This window comes from Picosynechococcus sp. PCC 8807 (genome assembly GCF_001693295.1).
In the GTDB taxonomy this organism is placed as follows: Bacteria; Cyanobacteriota; Cyanobacteriia; order Cyanobacteriales; family MRBY01; genus MRBY01.
The window spans coordinates 1,672,408-1,685,181 of sequence record NZ_CP016483.1; the positions used below are offsets into that span (position 1 = coordinate 1,672,408).

At 48.3% G+C, this 12,774-nt stretch carries 14 protein-coding genes and 1 tRNA gene; 9 read left to right on the plus strand and 6 right to left on the minus strand.

Features of this window, described 5'->3' with window-relative positions; all coding sequences use genetic code 11:
• On the plus strand, positions 1-1,326 hold the full coding sequence (locus AWQ24_RS08035; protein WP_065716495.1) for a (Fe-S)-binding protein: 1,326 nt from the start codon (positions 1-3) through the stop codon (positions 1,324-1,326).
• Between the two features lie 29 nt (positions 1,327-1,355).
• Positions 1,356-2,417, plus strand: coding sequence for a D-alanine--D-alanine ligase family protein (locus AWQ24_RS08040; RefSeq protein WP_065716496.1), 1,062 nt, complete (start codon positions 1,356-1,358; stop codon positions 2,415-2,417).
• An 83-nt stretch (positions 2,418-2,500) separates the two neighbouring features.
• Here the strand turns inward: AWQ24_RS08040 and AWQ24_RS08045 are convergent, their stop codons facing one another.
• Positions 2,501-3,697 (minus strand): phosphoglycerate kinase, encoded by a 1,197-nt coding sequence (locus tag AWQ24_RS08045; protein ID WP_065716497.1) that lies wholly within the window; start codon positions 3,695-3,697, stop codon positions 2,501-2,503.
• A gap of 158 nt (positions 3,698-3,855) precedes the next feature.
• Between AWQ24_RS08045 and AWQ24_RS08050 the strand changes: the two genes are divergently transcribed.
• Complete coding sequence (locus AWQ24_RS08050) at positions 3,856-4,260, plus strand: universal stress protein (protein ID WP_012307201.1); 405 nt, start codon at positions 3,856-3,858, stop codon at positions 4,258-4,260.
• A gap of 132 nt (positions 4,261-4,392) precedes the next feature.
• Here the strand turns inward: AWQ24_RS08050 and AWQ24_RS16050 are convergent.
• Positions 4,393-5,186, minus strand: a protein-coding gene (locus AWQ24_RS16050) for an IS5 family transposase (protein ID WP_157096829.1) whose coding sequence is annotated in 2 segments (ribosomal slippage) — positions 4,393-4,853 and positions 4,853-5,186 — 795 coding nt in all. Because the reading frame shifts where the segments join, the coding sequence is not laid out codon by codon here.
• Between the two features lie 462 nt (positions 5,187-5,648).
• Here AWQ24_RS16050 and AWQ24_RS08060 point away from each other — a divergent pair.
• Positions 5,649-6,203: a hypothetical protein gene (locus AWQ24_RS08060; RefSeq protein ID WP_065716498.1), complete on the plus strand. Its 555-nt coding sequence runs from the start codon at positions 5,649-5,651 to the stop codon at positions 6,201-6,203.
• Between the two features lie 235 nt (positions 6,204-6,438).
• On the opposite strand, the gene psaC is transcribed toward AWQ24_RS08060, so the two are convergent.
• Positions 6,439-6,684 (minus strand): photosystem I iron-sulfur center protein PsaC, encoded by a 246-nt coding sequence (gene psaC, locus AWQ24_RS15915; RefSeq protein ID WP_012307203.1) that lies wholly within the window; start codon positions 6,682-6,684, stop codon positions 6,439-6,441.
• A gap of 254 nt (positions 6,685-6,938) precedes the next feature.
• Here psaC and AWQ24_RS08065 point away from each other — a divergent pair, with 254 nt between their 5' ends.
• The 3 genes from AWQ24_RS08065 (at position 6,939) to AWQ24_RS08070 (ending at position 9,577) form a co-directional block, all read left to right on the plus strand.
• Positions 6,939-7,517 (plus strand): DUF1997 domain-containing protein, encoded by a 579-nt coding sequence (locus AWQ24_RS08065; RefSeq protein WP_012307204.1) that lies wholly within the window; start codon positions 6,939-6,941, stop codon positions 7,515-7,517.
• A 154-nt stretch (positions 7,518-7,671) separates the two neighbouring features.
• Positions 7,672-7,794, plus strand: coding sequence for a membrane protein (locus AWQ24_RS16665; RefSeq protein WP_041443506.1), 123 nt, complete (start codon positions 7,672-7,674; stop codon positions 7,792-7,794).
• Between the two features lie 130 nt (positions 7,795-7,924).
• Positions 7,925-9,577: an MBL fold metallo-hydrolase gene (locus AWQ24_RS08070; RefSeq protein WP_065710758.1), complete on the plus strand. Its 1,653-nt coding sequence runs from the start codon at positions 7,925-7,927 to the stop codon at positions 9,575-9,577.
• On the opposite strand, the gene AWQ24_RS08075 is transcribed toward AWQ24_RS08070, so the two are convergent.
• The 3 genes from AWQ24_RS08075 to AWQ24_RS08085 form a co-directional block, all read right to left on the minus strand.
• The gene (locus AWQ24_RS08075) at positions 9,574-9,888 is read right to left on the minus strand and encodes a DUF6679 family protein (RefSeq protein ID WP_012307207.1); all 315 of its coding nucleotides are present in this window, start codon (positions 9,886-9,888) and stop codon (positions 9,574-9,576) included. The two genes, AWQ24_RS08070 and AWQ24_RS08075, sit on opposite strands and share 4 nt — an antisense overlap.
• Before the next feature lie 84 nt (positions 9,889-9,972).
• Positions 9,973-10,860 (minus strand): alpha/beta fold hydrolase, encoded by an 888-nt coding sequence (locus tag AWQ24_RS08080; protein WP_065716499.1) that lies wholly within the window; start codon positions 10,858-10,860, stop codon positions 9,973-9,975.
• An 85-nt stretch (positions 10,861-10,945) separates the two neighbouring features.
• Positions 10,946-11,668: a hypothetical protein gene (locus AWQ24_RS08085; protein WP_030007012.1), complete on the minus strand. Its 723-nt coding sequence runs from the start codon at positions 11,666-11,668 to the stop codon at positions 10,946-10,948.
• Between the two features lie 235 nt (positions 11,669-11,903).
• Here AWQ24_RS08085 and AWQ24_RS08090 point away from each other — a divergent pair, with 235 nt between their 5' ends.
• Positions 11,904-12,410 carry a GNAT family N-acetyltransferase gene (locus AWQ24_RS08090; protein WP_030007011.1) on the plus strand — a complete coding sequence of 169 codons (507 nt, stop codon included), beginning with the start codon at positions 11,904-11,906 and terminating at the stop codon, positions 12,408-12,410.
• Positions 12,411-12,463: 53 nt separating this feature from the next.
• Positions 12,464-12,537: transfer RNA gene (locus AWQ24_RS08095), tRNA-Pro, on the plus strand.
• Positions 12,538-12,774 lie beyond the last annotated feature (237 nt).

Consider the following 12,774-nt stretch of genomic DNA (forward strand, 5'->3'; position numbering starts at 1 on the left):
ATGACCCTTTCTGACACAAAATTAGGTGGTTTTGACCCGCAGCTTCCCCCAGAACAGGGAGTGATCGACAGTTGCGTGCATTGTGGCTTTTGTTTGGATACCTGTCCGAGCTATCGGGTGCTCGGCTCGGAGATGGATTCTCCCCGGGGCCGTATTTACCTGATGGATGCGATCGCCAAAGGGGAGGCGGAAATTAACAGCGCGACGGTACAACATTTCGACAGTTGTCTGGGGTGTTTGGCCTGTACTTCGGCTTGTCCGTCGGGAGTCCGTTATGACGAACTGCTGGCCTCGATGCGGGCACAAATTGAGCGCAACTACACCAGAAGCTTCGGCGATCGCCTATTTCGGTGGCTGATTTTCAATCTGTTCCCCTATCCTTTGCGCTTAAAATTGCTGCTGCCATTGTTGTGGGTTTACCAAAATTCGGGTCTGCAATGGCTCGTCCGTAAATTAGGGATTCTGAAGTTGATTCCCCGGTTGGCGGCAATGGAATTGATTCTGCCTAAAGTTAATCTCCAGGCCAGCAAAAAAGTATTACCCACCCTGATTCCAGCCCAGGGGGAAAAACGGTACCGCGTCGGCATGGTGCTGGGGTGTGTCCAACGGCTATTCTTTTCCCCGGTGAATGAAGCAACGGCGCGGGTCTTAACGGCCAATGGCTGCGAAGTTGTGATTCCCCAAAGTCAGGGGTGTTGTGCGGCGCTTCCGGCCCACCAAGGACAAACGGCACAAGCCCAAGAACTCGCCCGGCAGATGATCGATAGTTTTGCCGATCAAGACCTCGATTACATCGTTATCAATGCCGCCGGTTGTGGCCATACCCTCAAGGAATATGGGCGAATTTTACAGGATGACCCAGATTACGCCCAAAAAGCCCAGGATTTTGCGGCCAAAGTGCGCGATGCTCAGGAATTTCTTGCGGCGGTGGGACTAACCACCCCTTTAAATCCTTTAACGTCCGAAGCTTTTCCCCTGGTTTATCAGGACGCTTGCCACCTGCTCCATGGCCAAAAAATTGCCGCCCAACCGCGCGATCTGCTCCGACAAATTCCCAATGTGCAGCTCCGGGAACCCGCTGAACATAATCTTTGCTGCGGCAGTGCCGGGGTATTTAACCTCCTTCAACCGGAAATTGCCGCTGAACTAGGAGATCGCAAAGCCAGAAATTTACTAAATACTGGGGCAAAGGCGATCGCCTCGGCGAATCCAGGCTGTAGTCTGCAAATCCAAAACCATCTCCAGCAGCAAGGGCAAACGATTCCCCTGTGGCATCCGATGGAACTGCTCGATTTTGCCATTCGCGGCGTCCCCTTGCCCCTATAATGATCCCGATATCTATGGTGGAGAACGTGATGGCACGGCAACGGGTTGGTTTATTGTTTGGCGGGAAATCTGGGGAGCATGATGTTTCCATCGTTTCAGCGGCGGCGATCGCCAAAGCATTCACGCAGGAAAACAACCCCGAAAAATACGAACTTCTCCCGTTTTATATCGACCGTAACGGTATTTGGCACGACCCCGAAGTTTCCCAACAGGTACTCACTGCCGGCAAAGCCCTCCCCGTAGAAACCGTTGATCCGGCCAGTCGCTGGCAATTTCCTCAGGCAGCCCCCAGCATTGATGTGTGGTTTCCCATTGTCCACGGGCCCAACGGTGAAGATGGCACCCTCCAAGGCCTGCTGACCCTCATGGAAAAGCCCTTTGTGGGGAGTAAAGTGCTCGGTTCGGCGGCAGGTATGGATAAGCTGGCGATGAAAATGGTCTTTGCCCAAGCAGGTTTAGCCCAGGTAGATTATGTGGGCGTGTTGCGTTCTGAAGTCTGGTCTGGCCCCTGTGTTTTCCCAAAGGTCTGCGACAAAATTGAAGCCCAGCTTGATTACCCGATGTTTGTCAAACCCGCAAATCTGGGGTCTTCCGTGGGAATTAGTAAAGTGCGCACCCGTGACGAACTGGAAAAAGCGCTGGATCTCGCAGCAGAATATGACCGTCGGCTTATTGTTGAAGCTGGGGTAACGGCCCGCGAGGTAGAATGTGCCGTTTTGGGGAATGATCAGCCCAAAGCTTCGGTGGTGGGGGAAATTCGCTTTGACAGTGATTTCTATGACTACGAAACGAAGTACACCGACGGGAAATCTAGTATGCACATTCCTGCTGAGATCCCAGGGGCAATCGCCCAACAAATTCAAGAACTCGCCATTAAAGCCTTCCAAGCTCTTGATTGCCGTGGCATTGCCCGGGTGGATTTTTTCTATGTAGAAGCGACCCAGACGGTGTTAATTAACGAAATTAATACCCTGCCTGGGTTTACAGCCCTGAGTATGTACCCGCAATTGTGGCAACAGAGCGGCGTTCCCTTCCCTCAATTGGTGGATCGCCTGGTGCAATTTGCCCTGGAGGATGTCCCACAGGCTTAATATTTTCGGAAAATTCTCTGTAAAAAAGCCCCCCTGAATTGAGCTAGGGGGGTACTTGTTAGAGCAAAAGAACGGTTAAAAGTTTAGGCATCATCGAGGGCAACAATACCGGGAAGCTCTTTTCCTTCGAGCAGTTCGAGGCTGGCACCACCACCGGTGGAAATGTGACTCATTTTGTCTGCAACACCAACTTTTTCGACGGCCGCAACGGAGTCTCCACCCCCAATAATCGTGACCGTACCAGTTTCAGTCGCACCAGCAAGGGTCTTGGCGATCGCCTCGGTACCCACGGCAAATTTATCGAACTCGAATACCCCCATTGGGCCATTCCAGATCGCTGTGCCACAGCCATCAAGAGCCTCTTGGAAGACCTTCACAGAATCGGCACCAATGTCGAGACCCATCCAGCCATCGGGAATTGCGTCAACGCTGACAGTTTTAGCTTCAGCATCGGGGGCAAACTTGTCTGCGACAACCACGTCAGTGGGCAACAAAATTTTCCCTTGGGCCTTTTCCATTAAGCTCTTTGCCAAATCGATCTTGTCGTCTTCGACGAGGGAACCACCGACGGATTTCCCTTGAGCTTTGTAGAACGTAAAGATCATCCCGCCGCCGATCAAGAGCTTGTCGCACTTTTCGAGGAGGGTTTCAATGACGCCAATTTTGCTGGATACCTTAGAACCGCCAACAATCGCCACGAGGGGACGTTTGGGGGCTTCGATGGCGCCCTTGAGGAACTGGAGTTCTTTTTCGATCAAAAGACCCGCAACGGAAGTACTAACATGGTGGGTTACGCCTTCAGTGGAACCATGGGCACGGTGAGCCGTCCCGAACGCATCGTTGACATAAATGTCTGCATTGGCCGCGAGTTGCTTGGCAAATTCGGGATTATTCTTTTCTTCGCCGGGGTTAAAGCGGAGGTTTTCTAGTAACGCTACTTGACCATTGCCGAGGTTGGCGATCGCCTGGTTCACGGCATCTCCAACGCAATCATCACACTTGGTGACAGATTGGCCCAACAATTCAGACAAACGAGCGGCCACAGGCGTTAAGCGCATCGAATCAACCACCTGACCCTTCGGACGACCCATGTGGCTCCCAAGAATTACCTTGGCACCTTTCTCAGTCAAATATTTGATGGTGGGGAGTGCTGCCCGAATCCGGGTATCGTCAGTGATTACACCACTCTCATTGAGGGGTACATTAAAATCAACCCGGACAAACACGCGCTTTCCGTTTAAATCTGCCTCTGTTAAATTTGCAACTGATTTCTTAGCCACAATTAGGATCCTCCAAATGCTTGCTTTTTATAAAGTTCTGTCATCTTGTCATCAGAAGAAGACCATTTTTCCGAGAAAATTGAACTAGAAGTTCCAAATCCAGAAAAATATCTCCATGCAGATTTTACCGGAGCCTGTGTCTAGGAGGTAGAGCTACCATGTTTAAAACCATTCTTTTTCCCGTTGATAAAAGTCGTGAAGCCCGTGAAGCAGCGGAGACCGTGATTCAGCTTGTGAAATCCTTCCAAAGTCGTTTAGTCCTGCTCTCCGTGGTCGAACCGACAGAGCCAGAGGAACGCCAGGGGGTGATGAATTCCGAAGAAGCGGTGGCCAAGCTCCTCCAGGGAGCCCATGATCTCTTTGCTCAAGCGGGGATCGAAGCGGAGATTATTGAACGGGAAGGGATGCCATCTTTCACCATTTGTGATGTGGCCGATGAAATTGAGGCTGATTTAATCGTGATGGGCTGTCGGGGTATGGGCTTAACCCAAGAAGGAGTCGCCGAAAGTGTCACGAGCAAAGTTACGAATCTTTCTCCTTGTCCGGTCTTGATCATCCCCTAGGGATTTGCTCTGCCAGTTAAATATCCAGCTTGAGATCACTTCTCTTTTTTTCTACAGGGCGGAGGCGATCGCCTTTTGATGTTCAGCCTTTTCGCCCATGGCAATGTCAGAGCCTATCTATAAAGTAAATCTTTAGGTAACCAATCGCCGTAGCATTAAGCGAGTCATGCAAGCATAAATTGCCGCCTCCGATACTTCGGGGAATTTTTCATATTCCTTACTCAGACGACGATACCAATTCAACCACCCAAATGTTCGCTCCACAATCCACCGTTTTGGTAGCATCTGAAATTCTCGCCCCTCTCTTTTGATTACTTCTACTGTCGCCTGTATCATCAGCCAAATCCCCAGTCCAAAGACCTCGCCACGATATCCGGCGTCGACCCACATTAATTTCACTCTCTCTAACAACTTTGGCTGTGTTTCTAATAACTCCATCACCGCCGCCTTTGCTAAGGTTCGTTCTGAGGCATTCCCCTCTGCCACCATGGCTTTATAGACCAGACCTAAGCTATCCACCAACAGGCCCCGGCATCTTCCCTTTACTCTTTTGCCTCCATGGAAGCCAAATACCTCCCCCTTTTTTCCGTCGTTTTTATCGACTGAGCATCTACGATTAACACACTTGGTTGTACTGATTTACCTACTTGTTGTCGACATAGGCCGCGCAGAGCATGGTTAATGCTTTCCCATACCCCTTTCCTTTGCCATTTTCGATAGTAGTAGTACACCGTTGGGGAGGGCGGGAAATCCTTTGGTAAATATTGCCACTGACAGCCTGTTTTGAGGAGATAAAAGATACCATTGCAAACCCGTCTCATGTCAGTAGTCCGAGGATGACCACCGGGTTTGGCGGGGGGAATCAAGGGTTGGATTAAGGCCCATTCTGCATCGCTCAGGTCGCTAGGATAGACTTTATCTGTCATGGGTCAAAGCCTCACCACAACGCTCAGTTACCAACCAATCTAGCCTCTATCTTTTCCAATTTTCATCTTTTTTATCTTTACTTTATAAATACCCTCTCAGAATTTTGATTTTTAATGAAGCAAGACTCAAAAAATCATTAAGTATTTATAGTTATTCCAGCGCTTCTGTCTCTGAGCAGAGAATGATTAAACCCAGATCAAAATTGCGACAACTTTCGCAGATAAAAAATTGATCATCTTGTCTATGGCGAAAGTAGGAGTCGAAATTAACATTCATCACTTATGATTGCATTAAGACTGAGTAAAATAGGTACTGTAGTATCCCAATCAAAACAATAAATACCTAGTTATATTTCTATGGGAAAAATAAAAAATAAAAGAGTAATCTTTTAACGGCAATGAGTATCACTGGGTCTGTAAAGTATTGTTCTTGCATCGTCACAGTAGGTTGAAATAGCGCTTATGAATGCAGCATCTACCAATAATAGTCCGAAAATTCAGTTGATTGGCGAAGTCCTTGAAGATGCAGGCTTAATTTCCGAAGCCCAATTACAAACGGCTCTTTTTGATCAGCAAATTTACAGCGATTTAAAATTTGGTGAAATTTTGACTTTGCGGGGCTGGATTCGTCAACCCACGGCTGATTTTTTTGCAAAATATGCTAAACAAGAGTTGATCTTAATTGATAACAAACGGCTTGGTGATTATTTACTTGAAGCGGATTTACTGACCACCGAGCAGCTCGCTCTAATTCTTGATGAGCAACGACTAAACCATATGTTATTCGGCAGTTTAGCGGTGTTGAAAGGTTATATTCCCCAGAAAACCTTGAATTTTTTCCTGCGTCGTATCCTAAATCAACATGTTGGCGATCGCCGATTTTGGCAGACCACCCATCATCCCAAAACATCTCTCGCCCAGCAGCCCAACGCGAAAGCGACTCAACCCCCACTCTCTAAAGAGACCCTAAACACGGCCAAGGAGACTGATCCCACAGAAATTAACTGGATTGGTTAATTTACTCTTGATTGTTTTAAAAAATAGAACTTAATCCTGAAAAAGTCTGACCCATGGCGATCGCCATCTACGCGGATCGCCGCATTCTAATGGCGAAACAAATGTAATGTAGCGGACAATAAAAAAAGAGAGGACTAAAATGCCTCTCCGGAAATGACCAGAATGGTTGAAAACGTTAATGGGATAGTGTTTTAATATAACCCAATACAAAAAGGCTTGTGTTAAATGGGCGAGTTTAGTAGGCCAGACCCATACTACGAGTTGTCTCGGCACCGAGGTAAACCCGGATACTGAGAAAGTCGGTGGGGCAAGCAGTTTCACACCGCTTACAACCAACGCAATCTTCCGTTCTAGGAGAAGATGCGATCTGACCCGCTTTGCAGCCATCCCAAGGAACCATCTCTAGGACATCAAGGGGACAGGCACGGACGCACTGGGTGCAGCCAATGCAAGTGTCGTAAATTTTAACGCTATGAGACATTGAGTGTTAACTCCTACAAGAATGTGGTTTGATTATGTCAGCATTCTGGATTATGGGTTAGTTTACCGCAGGGCTAGAAGTCCCTTGGCGAAAAGGTGATATAAGTTTACGTTGCGTTACATATCCCTAAAAAACCGGCGTCTCTAGGCAATTTTGAGCGTTTTTTGAAATTTTCTGGGGTGCTTTTTGGGGGCAAGACCAAGGTTTCTATTGATTCGATGTTGACTACAAAATTTTAGGAACAAAACTTTACTATGGCCATCCGCTTCCAAGCTCTCGAAGTTGTTGCCCTCTCCGTACCAGAGGCACCCCGTCCGATTCAAGAGTATCTCCAAGACATTGATTGTCTGGTGGGGGCGATCGCCGATCCAGAACGCACCGAAAAAATTGCCCCGGATCAATACCAACTCAAAATGCGGCCCATTGGTTTTTTAGATCTGTACAAATTTCAGCCCATTGTGACCTTAAAAATTTGGTGCGATCGCCACTACCAAGTCCATATCAAAAGTTTGGACTACCAGTTGCGGGGTCTAGAACCCTTTATGAAGGGCTTTAAACTCGATGTGACTGGTCGGTTACAACCCATCGCCGATGAACAGGAGCAATGGTTACTCGAAGGTGAAGCGGATCTCCAGGTTAAACTCGAATTGCCGCCGCCCCTCTGGTTTACCCCCAAAGCACTGGTGAAAAAAACGGGCGATCGCCTTTTGCGGGAAATTCTCCAACGCATCAAGGGGCAACTCCTTGACCAGTTAGTGCGTGACTACCAAGTTTGGGCCAATGGTACCCGCGAAAATTCTGCCTGTGGCGATCGCCTTGAAACTCACCCGTAAATTTCCCGAAGGATACACCCTGGTGCCATGGATAAAAATTCCGTAAAATCCAAAAATTTCCGATAAAATAGCAGATTTTGCCGCCACAAAAGTTAATTTCCGCTCTCTGGAAAAATCGCTATGATGAAACTGAATGTACAGTTACCCTAACCCTATGGATATCAAATTACTTTTATTGGCTTTGACTGGTGTCTTTACCGTGGCTTGTCTCTTTTTCGGTACCCAAAATGGTTTTTATGATTCCGATGATTACCACGGCAATGGTTCTGCCCACTAATGCCCCTACCCACATTTTTGGGGGAGTTTCGCCACAAGTTCCCTTAACTATGTCTTTTATTGTTCGTTGAGATACTCTAGGATCTCCTGCGGCGATCGCCTCCTTGGGATTCTAGGATTTTTTGTGCCCAATGCCCCCTGCCGTCGCGCCTGATTTGCCCCAATTATCCTGCCTGCCCTACGCCACTGGCCAACAAGCAGAAGGTGTTTGTCTGCTTCTGACATTGGGGCCTTATCAACTGCTCCTCGACTGTGGTGTCAAAGATTTTGAGCATTTTCTGGCCCAGGACAAAATGCCCGATGCTGTTTTTTGCAGCCATGCCCATCGGGATCACGCTGAAGGAATTCTCGCTCTACATCGCCATTTTCCCGCAGTCCCCATTTACCTCAGTGCTGCGACCCAAGCATTGTTGCCCCTCAATTGGCCTGGGACAAAAGTTCCCGCTGAGTTGGGTCAAGTGCTGCCCTGGCGATCGCCCGTAGAAATTGCAAAAAATTTAACCCTGCAACTTTTCCCCGCTGGACATTTACCAGGGGCGGCGGCGGCCTTGTTTACGCTCCATACCCCAGAGCGAGATTACACGGTATTTTATACGGGGGATTTTTCCGTTTCCCATTTTCAGTTGGTGAATGGTTTGTCTATCGAGGCCCTGCGGGGTCTCCAGCCCGATGTGTTGATCATCGAGGGTAGCTATGGCACCATGCGTCACCCCCACCGCCGTCAACAGGAAAAATATCTCACCCAACGGATTCTCGACGCCCTAGACGCTGGTCAATCGGTGATTTTGCCAGTACCGCGCCTCGGCCTCGGCCAAGAAATCTTGAAATTACTGCGATCGCACCACCAATTTACGGGCAAAAAAGTCGATATTTGGGTGGAAGGTCAAGTGGCCCGTGGTTGTGATTTGTATCTAGAGATTTTGCCCGAACTGCCAAATCCAGTGCAAAATTTTGCCCGTCACCAAGCCCTCTTTTGGGATGACCGGGTGTACCCCCGGATGCACCGCCTCGCTCCAGGTGAATATCCAGATCTACACCAGGGCAACCATGTGATCATCACCGATTACACCAATGATTTCGCCAAATATTGTGAGGCAGAGGAATGTTCTTGTTTACTCTTGTTACCGGAACATCCGGGGGTTTGGTTAGACATTGAAGCGCCTCCCCTCGCGGCGATCGCCCCTAAAAAACACGTTCAAATCGAAACCTATCTCCTCGCCGAACACAGCGACGGTCGCAATACCACCCAGTTAATCCATAACTTGCGGCCCCAACACGTTGTCTTTTTCCACGGTTCTTCCCAAGATTTAGAGGATCTCACCGCCCTCGAAGAACTCCAAAGCCGCTACCAACTCCATTGTCCCGCCGCTGGCAAGTTAGTTGAGCTTCCCATTGGGGCCACTTTTATCCAACCAGCAGGCCCTCACAGCACAGAATACGAAGGGGAAATCAATGAAGTGGGAGCTTGGATCACCATCAGTTTGCCCAATAGCCTCAACGATGATCCCCGTTGGCAAACCTTTGCAGATACGGGCCTGGTGGAAGCGCGCTGGCAAGGGGAAGAACTCGTACTGCGGGGCATTAACGAGCGGGAACTGCTGCACCATAATGTCGATGCCCAACGATTTAACAACTTAGATTGTTGCCTCAACTGCCGTTTCCAAAAAGGATTGCGCTGCCAACAACCAAAATCCCCCCTGTATCGCTTTAAGGTGACACCAGAGGGGTATTGTCCAGAGTTTCAGGCGATCGCCCAGGCTCCAGATCTGTCGGAAGAAATTTAGTCTTGATTTTTGGAATCGGGGAAATGGGGGAAAATTTGCTCCGCTTCTGGGCAATCTTCGGCGATCGCCAGTTCCACGTCCATCTTCGGCACCGAAGCGAGTTTTTGGGTAATGGCACCGACGCTTTCTAGGCGTACTAATTCTTCCCAGGAGGAAATTTCGTCATCTTCTTCCGTTTCATAACGGATTGTGAGAATTTCTCCCTCAAACGCTGTAATGGTTGCATTTTCAATCCAGCGCTGTTGATCCCGCAAGAATATACAAACTTCTTTTTCGTCGTTGCAGATTTGGTTAATCTTGCGGTGTAGCATAAGCTTCTCCAAGGTTTGGGCAGAGCACAGTAACATTTCTCTACTAAGCATTGTAGACAATCTCCCTGCACTTTTACAGTCTTTTTAGGGGTGATATTGATTTAAAATTTTGCGGATATTTTCTGCCACTGAGGCGACTTGTTCAACTATCGCTAAATGACCGCAGTGATCAATTTCTCGGACATTATTGCCCATACAACCAAAACTAGGATGAAAGCTGGCTAAATGGCGCACATACTTCAGTTCCATGACGGGATCTTGCTGTCCTGCCAAAAAATAAACCGGTTGGCCTAATTGCGCCACCAACTGCGGTAGATAATGCACTTCTTGTTCGGTGGTTGTTTCGAGGAGAGCGCCGAGGGCGGCAGTGGCATCGGCCTGGAGAAAGTCATGAATTCTCTGTTTTCCCCATTGTCTTGAGAGGGGACGATGCACCATTAACCGGGCAAAAAATAAGTCCAATAAAGGTAAATGTTTCAGGAAGGGCCAGCGATTTTTGACGAGGTTCTGGCCAGCATTGCGAAACTTTTCAAAGTCTTCTTTGAGATAAATGCCCCCCCCAGCATTGATACAGATAATTCCCCGCACCCGTTCGGGACAAATGGCGGCCCCCCACAGGGCAATACTTCCCCCAAGGGAATGACCCACAAGCCAAACGTTTTTGAGGTTGAGGGTGTCGAGTAGATGTTGGAGATCGGTGCCGTAATCTTGGAGAGTGTAGCCTTGGTCTGGGTAGCGATCACCTTGGGTCTTAGCAGCAGATTCCCCAAAACCTCGGAGATCGTAGGCGAGACAAGCATAATCTTGTTTTAGAAGATCAATGAGGGGCTGCCAATAGGCACGACTCAGAAGCCAACCATGGATAAAAACAAGAGTGGGATATTCGGTCTCTTCTCCGGCAGGATCTGCGGGGCGATCGCTGGGGGTAAAGTCATAGGCATGGAGCACATCGCGAATTACCGTTGTTGCCATAAAATCTTGTTACCAATGGGCTCACAGTTCTACCATCCTTTATCTTACCCAAGAGCGTTCTCCCATGTTGCCCTGTCTAGGGACATCATGAAAGGTGCAGCAGGCGATCGCGCACATTACTCGCAATCCGTTGACCTAAATATTCAGGAATCGCACTTTCATTGGGGCCAAAAAGATACAAAATCAGCCTTGTATTGCCGCGCCAAGACACCAAATTCGCGTTAATCACTAACAAATCTTCCTGCCAAATCGCATACATGGCCCGGTATAACAAACCTTCCTGTTCCTTGGCTTCGATGATTAGAGTCGGTAGATGGAAAACAGGGTCAATGTAAAATTCCGTATGCACCTCGGCGAGTCCTTCTGCAAAATCAAACTCGACGGCCAACATTTCCTCTACTTCAAAGCGCCCAGCCAGGGCTTCTCGCACTGCTCGACAGACGTTTCCGGCGGTATTTGGGGCAAGGGGCTGATTATTGCGATCAAGACTAATCTTAATAAAAACGAGCATCGGCGCTTGGATTTGTCCATACAGACTGAGGCTATGGATCTTCAAACCGTAGGCTAAGAGAATCCCGAAAATGTCACTTAAAAGAAAAGATTGGTTTCGGTAGGCAAACTGGAAGACGCTCCGGTTGCCTTCGGGACTAATCTCAACAATCGGCTTCTTGGCCCGGTAGAGCTGGTAGGCTAACTGAAGATTTTGAAATTGCGCTTCGCTACTGACGAATTGTTCGTAAAATTCGGGAAATGAACGGTTGAAACGTTTCAGTAGATCTAAATTAGAAGATTTGAGGGTGGCGGCCATAGTTAATGGGGGGCAGTGGGGCTAAAGATACTCAACGATAAAGACGATGATGCGTTTGTGATCTCCGAATAACCCTTATTTTCTACAGTGTACTCCAGGAATTTTGCTCTTTCTGCTCCCTAGTGCCCCGGCAGCCCACAGTCAGCCTTCGCAAAAGATCTTGTAAGATTATCAAGAATATTTATTTGTCATGTCCTGCGACTTCATCCGAGGCGATCGCCCCCATAAAATGAGCATGGGTTTCCTAAAACGACTATTTAATCCCACCGTTGATGTTCCAAATGTCCAGATCAGTGATTCACAACTTGAGTCTGCTGGCCAACCGCGTATTTTCTTTAGCCTAGATCGCGACCTAGATCTCTACGAACTAGAAGAACTCTGTGATCAAGTCGGTTGGGCCAGACGCCCGATTCGTAAAGTCCGCAAAGCGATCCAACATAGCTTTCTGGTGGTCACCGTCTGGGAAGTGCGCAATAGTAAACGGCGGCGTCTCATTGGGTTTGCCCGGGCCACCTCTGACTGTGCCTTCAATGCGACGGTGTGGGATGTGGTGATTCATCCCCAGTTCCAGAGCCAGGGTTTAGGTAAAGGCCTGATGCAGTTCATTATCAAAAAACTGCGAGAGTCAGATATTAGCAATATTACGCTTTTTGCTGATCCCCAGGTGGTGGAGTTTTATCGGCGGTTGGGTTTTATCCTTGATCCAGAAGGGATTAAAGGGATGTTCTGGTATCCAAGCTAAAAATGATTTCGCAAACCGCCTGCAGCTAAGTTATACTAGCTGAGGTATTTCACCGGGATGTAGCGCAGCTTGGTAGCGCGCCTGCTTTGGGAGCAGGATGCCGCAGGTTCAAATCCTGTCATCCCGATTTTTTAAGTTTTAAGACTTTCTGGTGGCGATCGCCGCCATTAATTTGACCATCCCAGGTCAGCCAAGACACTTCAATCAAAAGCCTAGATCGCCCCAGAATAATTGAATTTTTTGTGTTAGAGTCGAAGTCGTTGGCCAGCCTATGCCGATACTTTTCTATCTGCAATGGAACTTGAGTATAAACATTTACGAAATGGAACTCCAATTTACGGAGTCACGTCTCTAGAATACATTG

Coding starts and splice junctions, on each gene's coding strand:
- AWQ24_RS08090 (WP_030007011.1), top strand. CDS start 11,904: ATGGGTTTCCTAAAACGACTATTTAATCCCACCGTTGATGTTCCAAAT.
- AWQ24_RS08040 (WP_065716496.1), top strand. CDS start 1,356: ATGGCACGGCAACGGGTTGGTTTATTGTTTGGCGGGAAATCTGGGGAG.
- AWQ24_RS08070 (WP_065710758.1), top strand. CDS start 7,925: ATGCCCCCTGCCGTCGCGCCTGATTTGCCCCAATTATCCTGCCTGCCC.
- AWQ24_RS08080 (WP_065716499.1), bottom strand. CDS start 10,860: ATGGCAACAACGGTAATTCGCGATGTGCTCCATGCCTATGACTTTACC.
- AWQ24_RS08060 (WP_065716498.1), top strand. CDS start 5,649: ATGAATGCAGCATCTACCAATAATAGTCCGAAAATTCAGTTGATTGGC.
- AWQ24_RS16665 (WP_041443506.1), top strand. CDS start 7,672: ATGGATATCAAATTACTTTTATTGGCTTTGACTGGTGTCTTTACCGTG.
- AWQ24_RS08075 (WP_012307207.1), bottom strand. CDS start 9,888: ATGCTACACCGCAAGATTAACCAAATCTGCAACGACGAAAAAGAAGTT.
- AWQ24_RS08050 (WP_012307201.1), top strand. CDS start 3,856: ATGTTTAAAACCATTCTTTTTCCCGTTGATAAAAGTCGTGAAGCCCGT.
- AWQ24_RS08065 (WP_012307204.1), top strand. CDS start 6,939: ATGGCCATCCGCTTCCAAGCTCTCGAAGTTGTTGCCCTCTCCGTACCA.
- psaC (WP_012307203.1), bottom strand. CDS start 6,684: ATGTCTCATAGCGTTAAAATTTACGACACTTGCATTGGCTGCACCCAG.
- AWQ24_RS08035 (WP_065716495.1), top strand. CDS start 1: ATGACCCTTTCTGACACAAAATTAGGTGGTTTTGACCCGCAGCTTCCC.
- AWQ24_RS08085 (WP_030007012.1), bottom strand. CDS start 11,668: ATGGCCGCCACCCTCAAATCTTCTAATTTAGATCTACTGAAACGTTTC.